The sequence below is a fragment of the Kluyvera sp. EC_51 genome, assembly GCF_019584505.1.
Taxonomy (GTDB): domain Bacteria; phylum Pseudomonadota; class Gammaproteobacteria; order Enterobacterales; family Enterobacteriaceae; genus Kluyvera; species Kluyvera sichuanensis.
Genome location: NZ_VDAG01000018.1, coordinates 25,655 through 45,963, shown reverse-complemented (window position 1 = coordinate 45,963; position 20,309 = coordinate 25,655). Strand labels below are relative to the sequence as shown.

Sequence of the window (20,309 nt, the reverse complement as noted above, 5' to 3'; positions counted from 1 at the left end):
CACGTAGGCCGCTAGATTAGCTGGCTTTACGCTCGTGCTCACGACGGTAGGCTACCAGATCTTCGATGGTCACCAGCGCCATGTTATGTTTCTTCGCAAACTCGATGCACTCTGGCGCGCGCGCCATGGTACCGTCGTCGTTGGTCAGTTCACACAGCACGCCTGCTGGTTTGAAGCCTGCCAGCGTCACCAGATCGATAGTCGCTTCGGTGTGACCGCCACGGGTCAGCACGCCACCCGCCTGCGCGCGCAGTGGGAAAACGTGGCCAGGACGGTTCAGATCGGAAGGTTTCGCGTTGTCGGCAATCGCCGCGCGAACGGTGGTCAGACGGTCAGCGGCAGAAACGCCGGTGGTCACGCCATGAGCCGCTTCGATAGTGACGGTAAAGCCGGTGCCGTAAGCGCTGGTGTTGTTTTCTACCATCATTGGCAGTTCCAGCTGTTTACGACGTTCGTCGGTGAGACACAGACAAACGATGCCGCTACCGTGACGGATAGTCAGCGCCATTTGTTCAACGGTCATGTTTTCGGCGGCAAAGATCATGTCGCCTTCGTTCTCGCGATCTTCGTCGTCCAGCACCATCGCACCGCGACCTTCGCGCAGAGCAACAAGCGCGTTTTCAACGCGTTCGAACGGAGTACCAAAAGAGGAAAGTAGCGTCTGATTCATGGTAAAAAAACCTCATTAATATTATGGTTACCAGAATCAGGGCAGTCTTAGGAGTGCCGATATAACGGCAAATAGATAACGCGAGCGGGTGCTTAACCCAACTGAATCGTTACTCTCTCCCATCCGGACTCTAACCGTCGGCCCCGGAATTACACCGGATCTGCTGACCTTCCCATGTTCATAGGAAGCGCTCGCGGGCTTTCAGCCGTAGCTGATTTACCGCCGGTGGGGAATTTCGCCCCGCCCTGAGAATAAGCGTACTTACTATAACGCCAATGACTATCTTCGGCAATGCATAAGCTTCGAACAATTCTGGTTTATCGCACCGGGATAAGACACTACAATAGCCTTCATGCCGACAGAATCAGGGAACAAGAGATGATCGACCCGAAAAAAATTGAACAAATCGCCCGCCAGGTCCACGAGTCTATGCCGAAAGGTCTGCGTGAGTTCGGTGATGATATTGAGAAGAAAGTTCGCCAGGTGATCCAGTCGCAGCTGACGCGCCTTGATGTGGTCAGCCGTGAAGAGTTTGACGTGCAGACTCAGGTTCTGCTGCGTACGCGTGAGAAGCTGGCGCTGCTGGAACAGCGGATTAGCGAGCTGGAAAACCGCCAGTCCGTTGAAAATGTCAGCCCCGCTCCGGTGGAGCCAAAGTAAAACTAAAGCGGGCCGTACGGCCCGTTTACACATTTCCTGATTTCAGTATGCTCCGGAAAGCACTATGGAGCTGTGTATAATGCACATTCCCCTCTCACCACGCACGTACTTCCCCACGAAATCTGAGGGGTAAAAATCCCTTTCCGGATTAAACGATCCGGCCAGAATATGCTATCGTGACACGCTATAAGAACAAGAGAAAAACCATCGCCCAGGGAAAGCTATTGCAGGGGGAATGAAGCATGATTTTATTAACGGAATATAATAGTCCCTACCTGTTTGCACTAACATTTGTTCTTCTTATCGGCGTGCTTGAAATAATCTCATTGGCCTTTGGCCATTATCTCTCTGGCGCACTCGATGCCCATCTCGATAATTATGATGCTTTGTCGTCTGGTAATATCGGACAGGTGATTCATTTTCTGAATATTGGGCGTATTCCGTTATTAGTTGTGCTCTGTTTATTGGCCGGTTTTTTCGGGCTCTTCGGCATCCTTTTCCAGCATGGCTGGGTCATGCTCCTGGGAGCGCCCCTCAGCAACCTACTACTCACCCCAGCATGTTTTATTGTTTCAGTCTTCGCCGTGCGTTACAGCGGAAAAATCATTGCTCCGTGGCTCCCCCGCGATGAAAGCTCCGCCCTCGCTGAGGATGATTATATCGGCTACATGGCGATAATTACCGGGCATTCCGCGATTGCCGGCACACCCTGCGAGGGCAAATTTACCGATAAATTCGGACAAACTCATTACCTATTGTTAGAACCTGAAGAAGGATACGCGTTTAAAAAAGGAGACAAGGTACTGATTCTCGACCGTCTTTCCGCAACGCGTTATTTGGCCGAACGTAATCCCTGGCCGAATATTTTGTAATTGTATTTTGACCTTAAGAGACCGACATAATGGATGATATTTTTGGCATGCTACCTTCATGGATGTTTACCGCCGTTGTCGCGGTTGTCGTCTTATTGATTATCGGGATTATTTTTGCCCGTCTTTATCGTCGCGCCTCCGCAGAGCAAGCATTTGTGCGAACCGGGCTTGGCGGACAGAAAGTGGTGATGAGTGGCGGCGCAATTGTGATGCCAATCTTCCACGAAATTATTCCCATCAACATGAATACCCTCAAACTTGAGGTTAGCCGTTCTACCGTCGACAGTCTGATCACCAAAGATCGTATGCGAGTTGATGTGGTTGTTGCCTTTTTCGTCCGCGTTAAACCGTCGGTTGAAGGCATTGCGACTGCCGCACAAACGCTGGGTCAGCGCACGCTGTCTCCGGAAGATTTACGCGTGTTGATCGAAGATAAGTTCGTTGATGCCTTACGCGCCACGGCCTCGCAGATGACAATGCATGAGCTGCAGGATACCCGTGAAAACTTCGTTCAGGGTGTGCAGAATACCGTCGCGGAAGATCTGTCAAAAAATGGCCTGGAGCTGGAGAGCGTCTCGTTAACCAACTTTAACCAGACGGAAAAAGTGCATTTCAACCCGAACAACGCCTTTGACGCCGAAGGTCTGACAAAGCTGACTCAGGAAACAGAGCGTCGTCGTCGCGAACGTAACGAAGTCGAGCAGGACGTGGAAGTTGCGGTAAGAGAGAAAAACCGCGATGCGCTATCGCGCAAGCTGGAAATCGAACAACAGGAAGCCTTTATGACGCTTGAGCAGGAACAGCAGGTGAAAACCCGCACTGCCGAGCAGAACGCCAAAATTGCCGCCTTTGAAGCTGAGCGCCATCGCGAAGCGGAACAGACGCGTATTCTTGCCGAACGCCAGATCCAGGAAACGGAAATTGAGCGCGAGCAGGCCGTTCGTTCGAGAAAAGTTGAGGCCGAGCGTGAAGTTCGGATTAAAGAGATCGAACAGCAGCAGGTAACGGAAATTGCTAATCAGACGAAATCCATCGCCATCGCCGCGAAATCCGAACAGCAGTCTCAGGCAGAAGCACGCGCCAACGATGCGCTAGCCGAGGCGGTTCGCGCTCAGCAGAATGTAGAAACTACCCGTCAGACGGCAGAAGCGGATCGCGCCAAACAGGTTGCGCTGATTGCCGCCGCACAGGATGCTGAAACAAAGGCAGTTGAACTGACCGTACAAGCAAAAGCCGAGAAGGAAGCTGCGGAATTGCAGGCGGCGGCAATTGTCGAACTGGCGGAGGCGACGCGTAAAAAAGGGCTGGCGGAAGCCGAAGCGCAGCGCGCGCTGAACGACGCTATCAACGTGCTTTCCAACGAACAAACCAGCCTCAAATTCAAGCTGGCGTTATTGCAGTCTCTGCCTGCCGTCATTGAGAAGTCCGTTGAGCCCATGAAGTCTATCGACGGCATTAAGATCATTCAGGTTGATGGCCTGAATCGCGGCGGCGCGGTGGGTGAAGTCACCGCAGGCAATGGCGTAAGCGGTGGCAATCTGGCAGAGCAGGCGCTGTCTGCCGCCCTCTCTTATCGTACCCAAGCACCGCTGATCGATTCGCTGTTAAACGAGATCGGCCTGTCCGGCGGTTCGCTTAATACTTTGACCACACCGTTAAATTCACCGACTGCGCACGAAAAAGAAGCCTAGTCGCGTCCTCGCAAAGCCGTTACACACCTCATCCCTGGCCCTAAAAGCCGGGGATTTTTTTATCCCAGACGCGCCCTTTCAGCGCCACAGATTCGCTGTTTTTGCGCGGACGCTCCAGTAATAAAAAATAGAGAGGGGTAACTCTTGTACCAGTCAGGACGTTCGCGAACAATCGCGCTGTCAGCAAGGGGCTGAAACGGGAAAGCCCCTCCCGAAGAAGGGGCTTTAATAAGGAAAGGGTTATGATGAAGCTCGTCATCATACTGGTTGTGCTGTTACTGATAAGTTTCGCCACTTACTAACAGTCAATCAGAGGGGGGAGAAATCCCCTCTCACCCTTATTCCTTTACTTTAGGTCGAAAAAACAGCAGCGTCAACCGCGAGGAGCGCCGAAAGACGGAATGTTCGATGCGCCTCCCGCATTCACGATTTATCGCTGTCCTGCTGAATCTTCTTGATAATATTGGTGGTAGAACAACCATCTTCAAAGTTCAGCACCAGCACTTCACCACCGTTCGCCCACACTTCTTCGCTACCGGCAATTTGCTCTGGCTTATAGTCACCGCCTTTGACCAGACGATCCGGCAGGATCCCGGCAATCAGGCGCTGTGGTGTATCTTCTTCAAACGACACCACCCAGTCGACGGACTCCAGCGCGCCCAGCACGATCATGCGCTGATCCAGCGGGTTAACCGGGCGGGTTTCGCCTTTCAGGCGCTTGGTTGACGCATCGCTGTTCACCGCGACGATCAGACGATCCCCCAGCTTGCGTGCATTCGCCAGATAGGATACGTGCCCCGCGTGCAGAATGTCGAACACGCCGTTGGTCATCACCACTTTCTCACCGCGGCGACGGGCAGCGGCAACCGCCTGCTTCAGCTCTTCTTCGCTCATCACACCAAAGCCGGTGTCCGCGCGACCGCGCACGGCGTTTTCCAGTTCGATAGGTGAAACGGTGGAGGTACCCAGTTTACCCACCACCACGCCCGCCGCGGCGTTGGCAAAGAAGCACGCCTCTTCCAGGGTTTTGCCGGAAGCCAGCGTCGCCGCCAGCACGCCGATAACGGTATCGCCCGCACCGGTCACATCGTACACTTCCTGCGCCTGCGTCGGCTGATGCAGCGGCGCTTTGCCCGGCTGCAGCAGCGTCATGCCCTGCTCGGAGCGTGTCACCAGCAGCGCGGAGAGATCGTAATCAGCAATCAGCTTCATGCCACGCTCAACGATTTCGGTTTCGTCTTTGCACTTACCGACTACGGCTTCAAATTCAGAAAGGTTTGGCGTCAGCAACGTTGCGCCGCGATAGCGTTCGAAGTTGGTGCCTTTCGGGTCGATCAGCACCGGCACGTTCGCTTTGCGCGCGAGCTGGATCATCTGTTGTACGCTTTCCAGCGCCCCTTTGGCGTAGTCGGAGAGCACCAGCGCGCCAACGCTCGGCAGACCGCTTTGAATACGATCGTGCAGCGGCTGTGGATCCACGCCGGCAAAGCCTTCTTCAAAGTCCAGGCGGATCAGCTGCTGGTTGCGCGACAGCACGCGCAGCTTGGTGATGGTTGGGTGCGTCGGTACCGAAACGAAATCACACTTCACGTTAACGTCGGCCAGCGCTTTATTCAGCGCACGCGCCGCATCATCAATGCCGGTTAAACCAACAAGACGCGAACCCGCCCCCAGGGACGCAATGTTCATCGCCACGTTTGCCGCGCCGCCAGGACGTTCTTCGATAGTTTCCACCTTCACCACGGGAACCGGGGCTTCCGGGGAAATACGGCTGGTTGGGCCATACCAATAGCGATCCAGCATGACGTCGCCAACCACCATCACTCCTGCGCGTTCAAATTCCGGCAGCGTTACTTTCATTCTTGTCTCCTGGGAGAATCAAAATTTTGGCGCGATAATAGCACATTTCACGGTTGAACCAGCCACTTCTGCCAGCTGGCGCTGACCAGTTCACGTTCCCGAACGAAGCTTGATAAATCGACATTTCCCGGCAACTCCTGAAGCGCCAGGTGATGTAACGCATCGCGCAACGTGGTGTAGGCGCGGGTGAGCGCCTGTGCTTCGTGCTCGTCCATAATGTCGTTTTGCGCCAGTAGTTCGAGAATACGCACGTTATCCGACCAGCGGGTCAGCTTCGGCTTCTCGTGGGCGTAGCGCAGCACCAGATACTGGGTAATAAACTCAATATCGGTGATCCCACCCGCGTCGGTTTTGATATCAAAACGATCGCGCTGTTTTCCGCCGAGATGAGCACGCATTTTTTCACGCATCTCACGCACTTCGGTTTGCAGCGCGCTGCCTTCCCGCGCGGTAGTCAGGATCTGTCGGCGAATGTCGTCAAACTGCTGCTGCAGCTGCGGGTCACCGTAAACCACGCGGGCGCGCACCAGCGCCTGATGCTCCCAGGTCCACGCTTCGTTTTGTTGATAATCGGCAAATGATTCGGCGGTGGTCACCAGCATACCCGCCGCGCCGGACGGGCGAAGACGGGCATCAACTTCATACAAAATCCCGGACGAAGTTCGGGTGCTGAACAGGTGCATAATGCGCTGCGCCAGACGCAGATAGAACTGACGGCCGTCGATTTCTCGTTCGCCGTCGGTCATCGCATCCATTGGGCAATCATGCAAGAACACCAGATCCAGATCCGAACTGTAGCCCAGTTCCCAGCCGCCAAGCTTGCCGTAGCCAATGACCGCAAAACCGCGACCATGGCGCTCTCGCAGGTGCGTTGGCTGGCCATAGCGCGCCACCATCTGCACCCACGCCTGCTGGACAACCGCATCGATCATCGCTTCTGCAAGCCAGGTTAAGTGGTCACTGACCTTCATCACCGGCAACGTACCAGCAATATCAGCGGCAGCAATGTGCAGCAGTTGCGCCTGCTTAAACTGGCGCAAGGCTTCCAACTGCTGCTCCTCATCCTCTTCCGGCACACGCAGCAGATATTGACGCAGCTCATCACGATAGGCATCGGTCGCCGTCGGCTGGTAAAGCGTGTTGGGGTCGAGCAGCTCATCCAGCAGCAGCGGGTAGCGCGCCAATTGACTTGCCACCATCGGTGAAGCTGCGCACAGGCGGATAAGATGCTTTAGAGTGCCGGGATATTCGCTTAATAATTCGAGGTAGGTAGTACGCGTAACGATGCCGCTCAGCAACGGGGTAATGCGCGTGAGCAGCACCGTGGCATCTTCACGCGAGCACACTTCGCTCAGCAGATGCGGCATCAGCGAGTCCAGTACCTGGCGCCCGCGCGGGCCAATGGTGCGTTTATCCAGCTCTTTACGGAAATCGGCAATTTGCGACAGCACGCGATGGCGGTCATCACTGCTGAGGTGCACCAACCCCGACGGAGAATCATCTTCCTGCAGGGTGTCCTGCCACAGCTCGCGCCAGGATTCCGAAAGTTGCTCTTCCTGCGATGGCTCTTCATCATCGCCGATCAGTTCGTTAAAGACGCGGCGGACTTCGGCCATCAGCGCATCCAGACGCGCGGTCATCGTGGCCCAGTCGGCAAAATGCATCCCCCACGCCAGACGGGCGCGGTTGAGGTCGTCGCCGGGCAGCGTCTGCGTCTGTTCGTCGTTGATACTTTGCAGCAGGTTTTCGAGGCGACGTAAAAACAGATACGCTTCACGCAGCGCCTGCGCGTCGGTTTCCGATAGCAGATTCAGGGTTTCAATGGCTTTAAGGGTTGGCAGCAGTGAGCGGCTTTGCAGCATCGGCTCTCGCCCGCCGCGGATTAGTTGAAAGACCTGGACGATAAACTCGATTTCGCGAATCCCGCCCGCACCGAGCTTGATGTTGTCCTTCAGGCCACGGCGACGCACTTCGCGGGTGATCATCCCTTTCATATTACGCAGAGACTGGATCACGCTGAAGTCGATATAGCGGCGGAAGACGAACGGTCGCAGCATCGCCCGCAACTCGCTGGTGTATACGCCATCGTCATCGCCCATGATCCGCGCTTTGACCATCGCATAGCGCTCCCAGTCGCGCCCCTGTTCCTGGTAATAATCTTCCAGCGCCGCAAAGCTCAGCACCAATGGGCCGCTGTCACCAAACGGCCGTAAGCGCATATCAACGCGGTAGACGAAGCCATCCTGCGTCGGCTGGTCCAGCACCTTAATCAGACGCTGACCGAGACGGGTAAAGAACTGCGCGTTATCGAGTTCACGACGGCCGCCCTGGGTGCTGCCATGTTCTGGCCAGGCAAAGATCAGGTCGATATCGGAGGAGAAATTAAGCTCTCCGCCGCCCAGCTTGCCCATCCCGAGGATCAGCAGCGGCTGCGGTACGCCTTCGGCACTGCACGGTGTACCCCAATCGCGGCAGCAGGCCTCGTAGAGCCAGTTGCGCGCGTTGACGATCAGCGTTTCTGCCAGGTGGCTTAGCTGCTGTAGCGTATCTTCTTCAGATACCTGCGACAGCGCCTGCGCCCAGGCAATCCGCACCATCACCCGGCGGCGGAATAGCCGCAGGGCGCGCATTAGCGCCGTTTCATCATAGACTTCTGCCAGCTCCGCCTGGAGCCAACCCGCATATTGCCGCCACTCATCCGCCTGAGGCGGGTCGCTTTCCAGCGACGCCAGCCACTCAGGATGCGCCGTTAAACTTTGCTGAACAAAATCACTAAAGGTGAAAACAGCCTGTGCTTCACTACCGAGCGCCTCGAGAGGAAAATCCTCCGGGGCACGCTCAACGAGCGTTTGCCAGTGCTGCTGTAACTGCGAAGAAAGCGGCGTCATACGCGGGTTCCCTGAAGTTAATTAACGTTTTCCGCTGTGTAGCCAGAACGGCTCAACCGACAGAGCTTCATTGCGGAAATGTTCAATTTCAATGTGCTGGCGGGTTTCGATAGCGTGGCGCAGCCCCTGCCAATTCGCCAGCCAGCGATCGGCCTGCTCGGTATCGTAATAGCCGGCCAGCAGCTGAACGGTATTAATATCACGCTTCAGGCGCGGCAGTTGATCTGCGTAGGCGTCGCCCAGCGGGTAGGCAAAGACGGTGCGCAGTTCTGCGGCCTGACGAGACAGATGAATATCGGCAAAGCGTTTAAAGGAGTCCGCCAGTTTGTCCTCTGCTTTGGCATCGAGGAACGCCTCCCAGCCGCGCAGCACCAGCCATTCGGTATAGGCAAGCTTCGTCAGCGCGGTTTCACGGCTGAACACCGCATCGTGTGCGGACGCATCGCTCGCCATCAGCGCATCAACCTGGGTCAGGCCATCTCGCAGCGCGGCGCTCGCCTTACGCGGCACAATGCCGCCGAACAGCGTCAGGATATGGCGAACCAGACCTTGGGCATTTAGCACTTCAACTTTTGCCTTTTTGTTGCCGCGCAGCCACAGCTCCTCGTGGTACTGCCAGTGGGCAAGCGCTTCTTCCAGCGCCGCTTCCAGCGCCTGGCCTACCGTCGCTTTCGGCGGCAGTGAGAGAATGGTCAGCGGTTTGATAACGCGGTCTTCATTGCCCTGCGCGAGATGATATCCGCGCGCAGCTTTGCTCAGGCTGCCCTGGCGCAGCAGGCCGGTTTCCGCCAACTGTTTCGCCAGCGTCAGCACGTCAGCGGTTTCACCGCTCAGCAGTTCAAGCTCCAGCTCGCAGATGGCTTCCTGATGCTCACCGGCCTTGACGTCGCCGAGATCCAGCGCGACCTCAATGCGGCTTTTCCCCTGCGCTATCACCCACTTCTCGCGGAAGAAGTCGGTGCTGAACAACGGCTGAACCTGCTCCGCCAGCCCTTGCGGCATCTCGCCGTTCGGCCAGACTTCCGCAGGCAGTTTGTCGAGCGCCAGTTCAGGCGTGCTGATATCAATATTGTATTCAGGACGTTGATGCAAACCGCCCACGGTGCGCCCGGCGATTTTCATCGTCATCTCATAGCGACCGTTATCGCCCCGAATACGCAGCCCCATATCGTGGCGACGCAGCCAGTTATCGGCGGTTTCATAATAGATATTCAGCAGTTGAGCCGGTGGTGTGTGCTCGGCGTTGAGGGTCTGAAGGTGGTTACGCAGCGTCTCGACGCCAGCGTTATCGACGATAAATTTTAATTCGATTTCTTGAGCCATGATTGAATTCTTGTGGTTTCGTTGCCCGGAAATACCTTTGCGGCGAACTTACAGGTATTCTTTTTGTCAGTAGATAGTATTTTGCGACAAATTGCCATGCAATGCGCAATTTGTCGGGCTAATCGCTGATGGCGTTTTTTCCTCCTGGAGGATTCTGATTGCCGCAGAATGCTTTGCGTCGTCAGACTGTTGCCACTACTATCGTTCCACTTTTATGACAAAAACGATGATCTGATGCCAAAATTACGCTTAATTGCCATTACTTTACTGACACTTACCGCTTCAACCATTGCTCATGCTGATGAAAAGCGCTACGTTTCCGACGAATTGAACACCTGGGTCCGCAGCGGCCCGGGCGATAACTACCGTCTGGCAGGCTCCCTGAACGCGGGCGAAGAAGTCACCCTGCTGCAGACTAATGACACGACCCAGTACGGCCAGGTACGCGACAGCAACGGCCGCACCGCGTGGATCCCGCTGAAAGAACTGACCGCCACGCCAAGCCTGCGTATTCGCGTGCCGGATCTGGAAAATCAGGTCAAAACCCTGACCGACAAGCTCAATAATATCGACACCACCTGGAACCAGCGCACCGCAGAAATGCAGAAAAAGGTCGCTGAGAGCGATAGCGTGATTAATGGTTTAAAAAATGAAAACCAGAAGCTGAAAAATGAGCTTATCGTCGCGCAGAAAAAAGTGAATGCCGCCAACCTGCAGCTGGATGACAAGCAGCGCACCATCATTATGCAGTGGTTTATGTACGGCGGCGGCGTGCTGGGTGTTGGCCTGCTCCTCGGTCTGGTGCTGCCACACATCATTCCAAGCCGTAAGCGTAAAGATCGCTGGATGAACTAACCCTGATTCGCGTTCTCTGTGCTTCTTTCGTATCATCATCAAAGATAAGAGACGAGGAGAAGCGTGGCGTGAAGAGTTATCTGGTCGGTGGTGCAGTTCGGGACGGGTTGTTAGGGCTACCGGTCAAAGATAAAGATTGGGTGGTGGTCGGCGCCACGCCGCAGCAAATGCTCGACGCGGGCTACCAGCAGGTAGGCCGCGATTTTCCTGTTTTCCTGCACCCTGAAAGCCACGAAGAGTATGCGCTGGCCCGAACCGAGCGCAAATCAGGCTCGGGCTATACCGGTTTTACCTGCTATGCCGCCCCGGACGTCACGCTGGAGCAGGATTTGCTGCGCCGTGATTTAACCGTCAACGCCCTGGCTCAGGATGCCGACGGTACTATTATTGACCCTTACGGCGGTCAGGCCGACCTTCAACAGCGCATTCTGCGCCACGTCTCCCCTGCTTTCGGTGAAGACCCGCTGCGCGTGCTGCGCGTGGCGCGCTTTGCCGCGCGCTATGCCCATCTGAGCTTCCGTATTGCCGATGAAACCATGACGCTGATGCGTGAGATGACCAACGCCGGTGAACTGGCGCATCTCACGGCGGAGCGCGTGTGGAAAGAGACGGAAAACGCGCTCGGCACCCGCAATCCTCAGGTTTTCTTCCAGACGCTGCGCGACTGCGGCGCGCTGAAAGTCCTGTTCCCAGAAATTGATGCGCTGTACGGCGTCCCGGCGCCGGAAAAGTGGCACCCTGAAATTGATACCGGCGTCCATACGCTGATGACGGTGACCATGGCGGCAATGCTGAGCCCGGAGATTGATGTGCGCTTTGCAACACTGTGCCACGATTTAGGTAAAGGCTTAACACCAAAGGCGTTCTGGCCTCGCCATCACGGCCACGGCCCGGCGGGCGTGAAGCTGGTTGAACAGCTTTGCCAGCGCCTGAAGGTACCAAATGAAATGCGCGACCTGGCAAAGCTGGTTGCCGAGTTCCACGACCTCATCCATACCCTGCCGATCCTGCAGCCCAAAACCCTGGTGAAGCTGTTTGACTCCATCGATGCCTGGCGCAAGCCACAGCGGGTAGAGCAGATTGCGCTGACCAGCGAAGCAGATGTGCGCGGTCGCACCCACTTTGAAGCCTGCGACTATCCGCAGGGCCGCCTGCTGCGTGAAGCCTGGCAGGTGGCGAAAGCGGTGGGCAACAAAGAGGTTATCGACGATGGCTTTAAAGGGCCGGAGATTCGTGAAGAGCTGACGCGTCGGCGAATTCAGGCGGTTGCGAACTGGAAGGAAAAACGTTGCCCTCAGCCCAAAGACTGAGGGCAGTTCATCAGAAGAAGACCACGTAGACGGCGGCGGCCACGATGAAGCGGTAGATAGCGAACGGAATAAACGAAATTCGTTTCACCAACTGCAGGAAGGTTTTGATAGCCACCAGGGCGACCAGGAAAGCCATCACGAAGCCCACGGCGAACATCGGAATATCGGCAGCGGTCAGGAAGTGCCAGCTCTTATAGAGATCCAGCACCGTCGCGCCCATCATCATTGGCACCGCCAGCAGGAACGAGAACTCAGAGGCCGCATAGCGGCTCACGCCCATCAGCATACCGCCAGAAATCGTCGCCCCGGAGCGGGAGAAGCCCGGCCACAGCGCCAGACACTGGAAGCAGCCAATCGCGAAGGCCTGACGATAGCTCATATCATCAATGCCCACCGCACTAAGCTTTTTCGGCTTCAGCAACTCGGCTGCGATTAACAGCAGGCCGCCCACAATAAGGGCGTACATCACGTTAACCGGGTTGAACAGCGATTTGATTTTATCGTGCAGCACCAGTCCCAGCACCACGGCGGGGATCATGCCAAGCAGAATATGAATTAGCGATAAACGCCCGGAGCCTTCACCTTCGTGAACCGGTGGACGCCCAAAGTTGATGCCAATCAGCCCAAACAGGCGACGCCAGAACATCACCACCACGGCCAGAATCGAGCCCAACTGGATAACCACTTCAAAAGTGTCCGCAGTCTCACCTTCAAACCCCAGCAGGTGGCCCACGATAATCATATGACCGGTGCTGGATACGGGCAGAAACTCCGTCAATCCTTCGACCACACCCAAAATTGCCGCGACCAGCAGCGAGTGTATATCGCTCATTAATAAACCCTTAAAAAGTAAACAATAAAATAAACCCGGCTCTAAGACCGGTATAAATCATTTTGGTTTAAATAATATGACGAGTGATACTTTTATTTCGGATTATGGCCACGCTCAATGATAACGCCAACGTTAGCCGCACGGGCAACCGCCCCCGGTTTGCTGACTTTGATACGCACCCACGGGGAGTTAAAGCGAGACATCAACAGTTCAGCCAACTCTTCCGCTACGCGCTCAACCAGCGCAAAACGACTACCCTCAACGTGATTAACGACCGCTTCGCTGATATCAGCATAGCTCAGGCAGTCATCTACGTTGTCACTGGCGGCGGCTTTGCGGTTATCCCAGCCTAATTCGATATCGAACACCAGCTTCTGTTCAATGGTTTGTTCCCAATCATAAACACCGATAGTGGTGATTACCGAAAGTTGCTCTATAAATACAATATCCATCACGACCTGCTTGGTTTTTAGGCTAAACCGGATACCACTCCCGGCGAATTATGCGTATTATCCACAGATGCAGAGAATACTTCGACATTTTCAAAATGGAACAGCGTTATGAGTGCAATCGAGCCTGGCATGATCCTTCTTGCCTACCTTTGCGGCTCAATTTCCAGCGCCATTCTGGTCTGCCGCATCGCGGGGTTACCCGATCCTCGCGACAGTGGTTCCGGTAACCCCGGTGCCACGAATGTGTTACGCATCGGCGGAAAAGGCGCAGCCGCAGCCGTTCTGATTTTCGACGTCCTGAAAGGGATGCTGCCCGTTTGGGGCGCTTACGCCCTTGGCCTCTCCCCATTCTGGTTAGGCCTGGTGGCGATCGCCGCCTGTCTGGGCCACATCTGGCCAGTATTTTTCCATTTCCAGGGCGGTAAAGGCGTTGCCACCGCGTTTGGCGCCATTGCGCCTATCGGCTGGGATCTCACCGGCGTCATGGCCGGAACCTGGCTGCTGACCATTTTGCTCAGCGGCTATTCGTCTCTCGGCGCCATCGTCAGCGCGCTGGTCGCACCGTTCTACGTCTGGTGGTTTAAACCCCAGTACACTTTCCCGGTATCGATGCTCTCATGTCTGATTCTGTTGCGTCATCATGACAATATTCAGCGCCTATGGCGACGTCAGGAGACAAAAATCTGGACGCGTTTGAAAAAGCGTAAGCAGAAGAAAGAAGAGGAATAATAGAGTAACTGACGTAGCCCAGCCGAGCAACGCGACGCCGGGAAAGCCCCGGGGTCGGCGAAAATGCCTCGCCCGGGCTACCCTCTGTCATATCTTACGCGGCAGGCAGTTCAGCCAGCGGCCAGCGTGGGCGAACGGTCACACCCAGCGACTCATTCACGCCGGTTTTCAGGCGCACCATCCCCGCATAGGCAATCATTGCACCGTTATCGGTACAAAATTCCGGACGCGCGTAGAACACTTCACCACGACGTTTTTGCATCATCTCCGCCAGCTTCGCACGCAGCGTACGGTTGGCGCTCACGCCACCTGCCATCACCAGACGTTTGAAACCGGTTTGATCCAGCGCGCGTTTGCACTTGATCATCAACGTATCCACCACCGCATCTTCAAATGCACGGGCGATATCGGCACGGGTTTGATCGTCAGCCTCGTTGTTACGGATGGTATTGGCCGCGAACGTTTTCAGGCCGGAGAAGCTAAAATCCAGGCCCGGACGGTCGGTCATTGGACGTGGGAAGACGAAACGCCCCTCCGTGCCCTGCGAGGCAAGCTTCGACAGCATCGGGCCACCTGGGTAATCCAGGCCGAGCAGCTTCGCCGTCTTATCAAAGGCTTCACCGGCCGCGTCGTCAATCGACTCGCCGAGCAGGGTGTACTCACCAATGCCGGTGACGCTAATCAACTGCGTGTGGCCGCCGGAGACCAGCAATGCCACAAACGGGTATTCAGGCGGGTTATCTTCCAGCATTGGCGCCAGAAGGTGACCTTCCATATGGTGTACCGGAATGGCCGGCACGTTCCAGGCAAACGCCAGCGAGCGCCCCACGGTTGCGCCAACCAGCAGCGCACCGACCAGACCCGGCCCTGCGGTATAGGCAACGGCGTCGATATCTTTCGCCGTCAGATTGGCCTCTTTTAAGGCTTCCTGAATCAGGGGCACCGTTTTACGCACGTGATCGCGCGAGGCCAGTTCAGGCACCACACCGCCGTAGTCAGCATGTAATTTCACCTGACTATACAGTTGGTTGGCTAACAGACCTTTTTCATCATCATAAATTGCGATGCCGGTTTCATCGCAGGATGTTTCAATACCCAGTACACGCATGGCTATATTTACCTCGTTTCAATACCGCGCAGTTTAGGTTTTCTATCCCGGCTTGTAAAACATTGTTCGCCCCAGGAAGCAGCCTCGTGTATACTCCTCACCCTTAAAAAGTTCATTTCAAAAAAGGCTCCGGTGCTTTACAAAGCAGCAGTAGTTGCAGTAAAATTCCGCACCATTTTGAAATAAGCTGGCGCTGATGCCAGCAGCAAACCGAATTAATCAAAGGTGAGAGGCACATGCCGGTAATTAAAGTACGTGAAAACGAGCCGTTCGACGTAGCTCTGCGTCGCTTCAAGCGTTCCTGCGAAAAAGCAGGTGTTCTGGCGGAAGTTCGTCGTCGTGAGTTCTATGAAAAACCGACTACCGAACGTAAGCGCGCTAAAGCTTCTGCAGTGAAACGTCACGCGAAGAAACTGGCTCGCGAAAACGCACGCCGTACTCGTCTGTACTAATCTCTTGAGAGCATCGGCTCTCAATTGTCAGACCGAGTTGTAGTTGCAAGGCCGTGCTTCCGAAAGGAATGCGCGGCTTGTTTTCGTTTATAAATCAGCATTTACGCAAAATCATTCATGCTGTATCAAGGCGGCAAGCGAGTGAATCCCCAGAGCTTACATCAGTAAGTGATAGAGGTGAACGAACGCAGCCAACGCAGAGACAGTTTGAAGGATGAAGTGTAAATAAACGGGGCTTATGGCTGGACGAATCCCACGCGTATTCATCAATGACCTGCTGGCACGCACCGACATCATCGATCTGATTGATGCTCGAGTGAAGCTGAAAAAGCAGGGCAAGAATTACCATGCGTGCTGTCCGTTCCATAACGAGAAAACCCCCTCTTTCACCGTGAACGGTGATAAGCAGTTTTACCACTGCTTCGGCTGCGGCGCGCACGGTAACGCCATCGACTTTTTGATGAACTACGACAAGCTCGAGTTTGTTGAAACCGTTGAAGAACTGGCGGCCATGCACAATCTTGAAGTGCCGTATGAAGCCGGAACAGGCCTGAGCCAGATAGAACGTCATCAACGACAGAATCTCTATCAACTCATGGAAGGATTAAATGATTTTTATCAGCAATCCTTCACGCAACCCATCGCCGAGCCTGCACGCCAGTACCTGGAGCAACGTGGCCTTAGCGCCGAGATTGTCCAGCGTTTTGCTATTGGTTTTGCACCCCCAGGCTGGGATAACGCCTTAAAACGTTTCGGCGGTAATGTCGACAACAGAAAGCTGCTGCTCGATGCCGGAATGCTGGTCAACAACGACCAGGGAAGAACGTACGACCGTTTCCGCAATCGCGTGATGTTCCCGATTCGCGACAAACGAGGCCGGGTGATTGGATTTGGTGGCCGCGTATTAGGTAACGATACGCCGAAATACCTCAACTCCCCGGAAACCGATATTTTCCATAAGGGTCGTCAGCTTTATGGCCTTTATGAAGCCCAGCAGCATAGCGCGGAACCCCAGCGCCTGCTGGTTGTCGAAGGTTATATGGATGTCGTCGCCCTGGCGCAATACGGTATTAACTATGCCGTCGCTTCGCTGGGTACATCGACCACGGCCGACCACATCCATATGCTGTTCCGTGCGACGAATAACGTGATTTGCTGTTACGACGGCGACCGCGCCGGACGCGATGCCGCATGGCGAGCGCTGGAAACGGCCATGCCTTACATGACCGACGGTCGTCAGCTACGCTTTATGTTCCTGCCCGACGGTGAAGACCCGGATACGCTGGTACGTAAAGAAGGCAAAGAGGCTTTTGAAGCCCGGATGGAGCATGCACAACCGCTCTCCGTGTTCTTGTTCAACAGCCTCTTACCACAGGTTGATCTGAGTACGCCAGATGGCAGCACGCAGCTCGCAGCGCTGGCGCTACCGTTAATCAGCCAGGTACCTGGCGATGCGCACCGTATTCAGTTGCGTCAGACGCTGGGCCTGAAGCTCGGCATTTTTGATGACGCACAGCTTGATCGTTTAATGCCAAAACAGGCAGAAAGTGGTGTTGTACGCCCGACCCAGCAGATAAAACAGACGCCTATGCGTATACTGATAGGACTGCTGGTGCAAAACCCAAATCTGGCACCACTTGTCCCCCCAATGCATGGGGTGAGTCAGACGAAGCTACCAGGGCTCAACCTGTTCACCGAGCTCGTAAGTCTATGCGTTGCGCAGCCGGGCCTGACAACGGGCCAGCTGTTAGAGAATTATCGTGGCACAAGTGAATACTCAACACTTGAAAAACTCTCAGCCTGGAACGATATAAAGGATGAGAACGTTGAAAAAATGTTCACCGACACGCTCAACCGAATTTTTGATTCAATGCTTGAACAGCGACAGGAAGAGTTGATAGCTCGCGATCGCACGCACGGTTTAAGCAGTGAAGAACGCAGGGAGTTCTGGGAAATCAGACAGGCCCTGGAAAAAAAATGAATTCAACGGCTTAAGTGCCGAATACCGATCGGGAAGCCCCCGACAGCCGCTCGAGGCGCAGCGGCACTAATATAAGTACGCCCTCGCTTTAAATGTTGGCGGTTCGTTCGCCGACCGACACCAATCAAATGAATTAAGTGTGGATACCGTCTTATGGAGCAAAACCCGCAGTCACAGCTCAAGCTTCTTGTCCAACGTGGTAAGGAGCAAGGCTATCTGACCTATGCCGAGGTCAATGACCATCTGCCGGAAGATATCGTCGATTCAGATCAGATCGAAGACATCATCCAAATGATCAACGACATGGGCATTCAGGTGATGGAAGAAGCGCCGGATGCCGATGATCTGTTGCTGGCTGAAACCTCCAACAACACTGATGAAGACGCAGAAGAAGCGGCTGCACAGGTTCTGTCCAGCGTGGAATCTGAAATCGGGCGTACCACCGACCCGGTGCGCATGTACATGCGCGAAATGGGTACGGTAGAACTGCTGACCCGTGAAGGCGAAATCGACATCGCTAAACGCATCGAAGACGGGATCAACCAGGTTCAGTGTTCCGTTGCCGAATACCCAGAAGCCATTACCTATCTGCTGGAACAGTACGATCGCGTTGAAGCTGAAGAAGCGCGTCTGTCTGACCTGATCACCGGTTTCGTTGACCCGAACGCTGAAGAAGATATGGCGCCTACCGCCACTCACGTCGGTTCCGAACTGTCTCAGGAAGAGATGGACGACGACGATGAAGACGAAGACGAAGACAGCGACGACAGCAGCGACGATGACAACAGCATCGACCCTGAGCTGGCACGTGAGAAATTTGGCGAGCTGCGTACTCAGTACGAAATCACTCGCGACACGATCAAAGCAAAAGGCCGTAGCCACGCCAGCGCTCAGGAAGAGATCCTGAAGCTGTCTGAAGTGTTCAAGCAGTTCCGTCTGGTACCGAAGCAGTTCGACTACCTGGTAAACAGCATGCGTACCATGATGGACCGCGTGCGCACCCAGGAACGTATCATCATGAAGATGTGCGTTGAACAGTGCAAAATGCCGAAGAAGAACTTCATCACCCTCTTCACCGGCAACGAAACCAGCGAAACCTGGTTCAACGCGGCTATCGCGATGAACAAGCCGTGGTCTGAAAAGCTGCACGACGTGAAAGAAGACGTTATGCGTAGCCTGCAGAAACTGCAGCAGATTGAAGAAGAAACCGGCCTGACCATCGAGCAGGTTAAAGATATCAACCGTCGTATGTCCATCGGTGAAGCGAAAGCCCGCCGTGCGAAGAAAGAGATGGTTGAAGCAAACTTACGTCTGGTTATTTCTATCGCTAAGAAATACACCAACCGTGGTCTGCAGTTCCTTGACCTGATTCAGGAAGGCAACATCGGCCTGATGAAAGCGGTAGATAAGTTTGAATACCGTCGCGGCTACAAGTTCTCCACCTACGCTACCTGGTGGATCCGTCAGGCGATCACCCGTTCTATCGCAGACCAGGCGCGCACCATCCGTATTCCGGTGCATATGATTGAGACCATCAACAAGCTCAACCGTATCTCCCGCCAGATGCTGCAAGAGATGGGTCGTGAACCGACGCCGGAAGAGCTGGCCGAGCGCATGCTGATGCCAGAAGATAAGATTCGTAAGGTGCTGAAAATCGCCAAAGAGCCAATCTCCATGGAAACGCCAATCGGCGACGATGAAGATTCGCATCTGGGTGACTTCATCGAGGATACCACCCTCGAGCTGCCGCTGGACTCTGCGACCACCGAGAGCCTGCGCGCTGCCACCCACGACGTTCTGGCTGGCCTGACCGCCCGTGAAGCAAAAGTCCTGCGTATGCGTTTCGGTATCGATATGAACACCGACCACACGCTGGAAGAAGTGGGTAAACAGTTCGACGTTACCCGCGAACGTATCCGTCAGATCGAAGCGAAGGCGCTGCGTAAACTGCGTCACCCAAGCCGTTCTGAAGTGCTGCGTAGCTTCCTGGACGATTAATCGCCCCAGTAAGAACGTAAAAAAGCTCCCTGATGGGAGCTTTTTTTTCGCCTGCTAATCCGGAGCGCTACTCCGGCCTGTAGCCCGGCCAAGCGCAGCGGCGCCGGGATCGTCTCAACGCCTATAACCCGCGCGCCTTCAACGCCACGTCCAGTTCCTGATACGCCTCTACCAGCTTATCCAGCGTAATTCGGCTCAGCCCGCTCGGGTTTGGCAGCACCCACACCTCGGTATCACCAATCATGTACGTTTGCTTGCCCCACGTCGCCCCGCGCTGCCCTAAGCCGCGCTCAAAGGCCTGCTTGCCCAAAACGGCTAATGCGGCAGGTTTGTAATGCTCAACCTTCTCAATCAACTCCTGCCCGCCGCTGCGCAACTCCTGCAGGGTAACTTCGCTCGCCTGTACCGTCGGGCGCTCAACCAACTTGGTCACGCCACAGCGGAATGCCAGCATCTGCTCCGCCTCTTCCGGCTTGAGCTGGTGCTCGGTGAAACCGGCGAGATGTAGCACCTTCCAGAAGCGGTTCGCCGGATGGGCAAAGGGATAGCCCAGAGAAGAAGATGACAGCCCCGGGTTGATGCCGCAGAACAGCACCCGCAGCCCCGAATCAATAATATCCTTAACCAT

General features: G+C 55.0%; 18 protein-coding genes and 1 riboswitch. Of the genes, 10 read left to right on the top strand and 8 right to left on the bottom strand.

Annotated features, from left to right (window positions below; genetic code table 11):
• Positions 1–16: 16 nt before the first annotated feature.
• Positions 17–670, bottom strand: a complete 654-nt coding sequence (gene ribB / locus FHC49_RS05775) for a 3,4-dihydroxy-2-butanone-4-phosphate synthase (protein ID WP_185668394.1) — start codon at positions 668–670, stop codon at positions 17–19.
• 107 nt (positions 671–777) lie between these two features.
• Positions 778–927, bottom strand: a riboswitch (FMN riboswitch).
• 121 nt (positions 928–1,048) lie between these two features.
• Between ribB and ubiK the strand changes: the two genes are divergently transcribed.
• The 4 genes from ubiK (at position 1,049) to FHC49_RS05755 (ending at position 4,195) form a co-directional block, all read left to right on the top strand.
• The gene (gene ubiK / locus FHC49_RS05770) at positions 1,049–1,330 is read left to right on the top strand and encodes a ubiquinone biosynthesis accessory factor UbiK (RefSeq protein ID WP_185668395.1); all 282 of its coding nucleotides are present in this window, start codon (positions 1,049–1,051) and stop codon (positions 1,328–1,330) included.
• Positions 1,331–1,572: 242 nt separating this feature from the next.
• Positions 1,573–2,202: an OB-fold-containig protein gene (locus FHC49_RS05765; RefSeq protein ID WP_220439146.1), complete on the top strand. Its 630-nt coding sequence runs from the start codon at positions 1,573–1,575 to the stop codon at positions 2,200–2,202.
• 29 nt (positions 2,203–2,231) lie between these two features.
• Positions 2,232–3,893, top strand: a complete 1,662-nt coding sequence (locus FHC49_RS05760) for a flotillin family protein (protein ID WP_220439145.1) — start codon at positions 2,232–2,234, stop codon at positions 3,891–3,893.
• Between the two features lie 242 nt (positions 3,894–4,135).
• Entirely contained in the window at positions 4,136–4,195 is a 60-nt protein-coding gene (locus FHC49_RS05755; RefSeq protein ID WP_220439160.1) for a type I toxin-antitoxin system Ibs family toxin, read from the top strand.
• Positions 4,196–4,316: 121 nt separating this feature from the next.
• Here FHC49_RS05755 and hldE read toward each other — a convergent pair whose 3' ends face one another.
• Genes hldE through FHC49_RS05740 form a run of 3 tightly spaced genes read right to left on the bottom strand, consistent with a single transcriptional unit; the run spans position 4,317 to position 9,964 of the window.
• Entirely contained in the window at positions 4,317–5,753 is a 1,437-nt protein-coding gene (gene hldE / locus FHC49_RS05750) for a bifunctional D-glycero-beta-D-manno-heptose-7-phosphate kinase/D-glycero-beta-D-manno-heptose 1-phosphate adenylyltransferase HldE (protein WP_185668398.1), read from the bottom strand.
• Positions 5,754–5,800: 47 nt separating this feature from the next.
• On the bottom strand, positions 5,801–8,641 hold the full coding sequence (gene glnE / locus FHC49_RS05745; protein ID WP_220439141.1) for a bifunctional [glutamate--ammonia ligase]-adenylyl-L-tyrosine phosphorylase/[glutamate--ammonia-ligase] adenylyltransferase: 2,841 nt from the start codon (positions 8,639–8,641) through the stop codon (positions 5,801–5,803).
• A 21-nt stretch (positions 8,642–8,662) separates the two neighbouring features.
• Positions 8,663–9,964 carry an inorganic triphosphatase gene (locus FHC49_RS05740; RefSeq protein ID WP_220439139.1) on the bottom strand — a complete coding sequence of 434 codons (1,302 nt, stop codon included), beginning with the start codon at positions 9,962–9,964 and terminating at the stop codon, positions 8,663–8,665.
• Between the two features lie 234 nt (positions 9,965–10,198).
• Between FHC49_RS05740 and FHC49_RS05735 the strand changes: the two genes are divergently transcribed.
• Positions 10,199–10,819, top strand: a complete 621-nt coding sequence (locus FHC49_RS05735) for a TIGR04211 family SH3 domain-containing protein (RefSeq protein ID WP_185668401.1) — start codon at positions 10,199–10,201, stop codon at positions 10,817–10,819.
• Between the two features lie 68 nt (positions 10,820–10,887).
• Entirely contained in the window at positions 10,888–12,129 is a 1,242-nt protein-coding gene (locus FHC49_RS05730; protein ID WP_220439138.1) for a multifunctional CCA addition/repair protein, read from the top strand.
• A 10-nt stretch (positions 12,130–12,139) separates the two neighbouring features.
• On the opposite strand, the gene bacA is transcribed toward FHC49_RS05730, so the two are convergent.
• Together bacA and folB are read right to left on the bottom strand one after the other, a co-directional pair.
• Positions 12,140–12,961 carry an undecaprenyl-diphosphate phosphatase gene (gene bacA / locus FHC49_RS05725; protein WP_220439136.1) on the bottom strand — a complete coding sequence of 274 codons (822 nt, stop codon included), beginning with the start codon at positions 12,959–12,961 and terminating at the stop codon, positions 12,140–12,142.
• A gap of 92 nt (positions 12,962–13,053) precedes the next feature.
• Positions 13,054–13,413: a bifunctional dihydroneopterin aldolase/7,8-dihydroneopterin epimerase gene (gene folB / locus FHC49_RS05720; RefSeq protein WP_185668403.1), complete on the bottom strand. Its 360-nt coding sequence runs from the start codon at positions 13,411–13,413 to the stop codon at positions 13,054–13,056.
• 108 nt (positions 13,414–13,521) lie between these two features.
• On the opposite strand from folB, the gene plsY reads away from it, so the two are divergent.
• On the top strand, positions 13,522–14,142 hold the full coding sequence (gene plsY, locus FHC49_RS05715) for a glycerol-3-phosphate 1-O-acyltransferase PlsY (protein ID WP_185668404.1): 621 nt from the start codon (positions 13,522–13,524) through the stop codon (positions 14,140–14,142).
• A 94-nt stretch (positions 14,143–14,236) separates the two neighbouring features.
• Here plsY and tsaD read toward each other — a convergent pair whose 3' ends face one another.
• On the bottom strand, positions 14,237–15,250 hold the full coding sequence (tsaD, locus tag FHC49_RS05710; protein ID WP_202217157.1) for a tRNA (adenosine(37)-N6)-threonylcarbamoyltransferase complex transferase subunit TsaD: 1,014 nt from the start codon (positions 15,248–15,250) through the stop codon (positions 14,237–14,239).
• 236 nt (positions 15,251–15,486) lie between these two features.
• On the opposite strand from tsaD, the gene rpsU reads away from it, so the two are divergent.
• The 3 genes from rpsU (at position 15,487) to rpoD (ending at position 19,681) form a co-directional block, all read left to right on the top strand.
• Entirely contained in the window at positions 15,487–15,702 is a 216-nt protein-coding gene (gene rpsU / locus FHC49_RS05705; RefSeq protein ID WP_001144069.1) for a 30S ribosomal protein S21, read from the top strand.
• 238 nt (positions 15,703–15,940) lie between these two features.
• Positions 15,941–17,683: a DNA primase gene (gene dnaG, locus FHC49_RS05700; protein ID WP_185668406.1), complete on the top strand. Its 1,743-nt coding sequence runs from the start codon at positions 15,941–15,943 to the stop codon at positions 17,681–17,683.
• Positions 17,684–17,836: 153 nt separating this feature from the next.
• Complete coding sequence (gene rpoD, locus FHC49_RS05695) at positions 17,837–19,681, top strand: RNA polymerase sigma factor RpoD (protein WP_185668407.1); 1,845 nt, start codon at positions 17,837–17,839, stop codon at positions 19,679–19,681.
• A 121-nt stretch (positions 19,682–19,802) separates the two neighbouring features.
• On the opposite strand, the gene mug is transcribed toward rpoD, so the two are convergent.
• Positions 19,803–20,309: a G/U mismatch-specific DNA glycosylase gene (gene mug / locus FHC49_RS05690; RefSeq protein WP_185668408.1), complete on the bottom strand. Its 507-nt coding sequence runs from the start codon at positions 20,307–20,309 to the stop codon at positions 19,803–19,805.

What these genes read in the sequence shown, in the direction of transcription:
- ribB (WP_185668394.1), bottom strand. Translation starts at nt 670, where the DNA reads ATGAATCAGACGCTACTTTCCTCTTTTGGTACTCCGTTCGAACGCGTT.
- ubiK (WP_185668395.1), top strand. Translation starts at nt 1,049, where the DNA reads ATGATCGACCCGAAAAAAATTGAACAAATCGCCCGCCAGGTCCACGAG.
- FHC49_RS05765 (WP_220439146.1), top strand. Translation starts at nt 1,573, where the DNA reads ATGATTTTATTAACGGAATATAATAGTCCCTACCTGTTTGCACTAACA.
- FHC49_RS05760 (WP_220439145.1), top strand. Translation starts at nt 2,232, where the DNA reads ATGGATGATATTTTTGGCATGCTACCTTCATGGATGTTTACCGCCGTT.
- hldE (WP_185668398.1), bottom strand. Translation starts at nt 5,753, where the DNA reads ATGAAAGTAACGCTGCCGGAATTTGAACGCGCAGGAGTGATGGTGGTT.
- glnE (WP_220439141.1), bottom strand. Translation starts at nt 8,641, where the DNA reads ATGACGCCGCTTTCTTCGCAGTTACAGCAGCACTGGCAAACGCTCGTT.
- FHC49_RS05740 (WP_220439139.1), bottom strand. Translation starts at nt 9,964, where the DNA reads ATGGCTCAAGAAATCGAATTAAAATTTATCGTCGATAACGCTGGCGTC.
- FHC49_RS05735 (WP_185668401.1), top strand. Translation starts at nt 10,199, where the DNA reads ATGCCAAAATTACGCTTAATTGCCATTACTTTACTGACACTTACCGCT.
- bacA (WP_220439136.1), bottom strand. Translation starts at nt 12,961, where the DNA reads ATGAGCGATATACACTCGCTGCTGGTCGCGGCAATTTTGGGTGTGGTC.
- folB (WP_185668403.1), bottom strand. Translation starts at nt 13,413, where the DNA reads ATGGATATTGTATTTATAGAGCAACTTTCGGTAATCACCACTATCGGT.
- plsY (WP_185668404.1), top strand. Translation starts at nt 13,522, where the DNA reads ATGAGTGCAATCGAGCCTGGCATGATCCTTCTTGCCTACCTTTGCGGC.
- tsaD (WP_202217157.1), bottom strand. Translation starts at nt 15,250, where the DNA reads ATGCGTGTACTGGGTATTGAAACATCCTGCGATGAAACCGGCATCGCA.
- rpsU (WP_001144069.1), top strand. Translation starts at nt 15,487, where the DNA reads ATGCCGGTAATTAAAGTACGTGAAAACGAGCCGTTCGACGTAGCTCTG.
- dnaG (WP_185668406.1), top strand. Translation starts at nt 15,941, where the DNA reads ATGGCTGGACGAATCCCACGCGTATTCATCAATGACCTGCTGGCACGC.
- rpoD (WP_185668407.1), top strand. Translation starts at nt 17,837, where the DNA reads ATGGAGCAAAACCCGCAGTCACAGCTCAAGCTTCTTGTCCAACGTGGT.
- mug (WP_185668408.1), bottom strand. Translation starts at nt 20,309, where the DNA reads ATGGTTAAGGATATTATTGATTCGGGGCTGCGGGTGCTGTTCTGCGGC.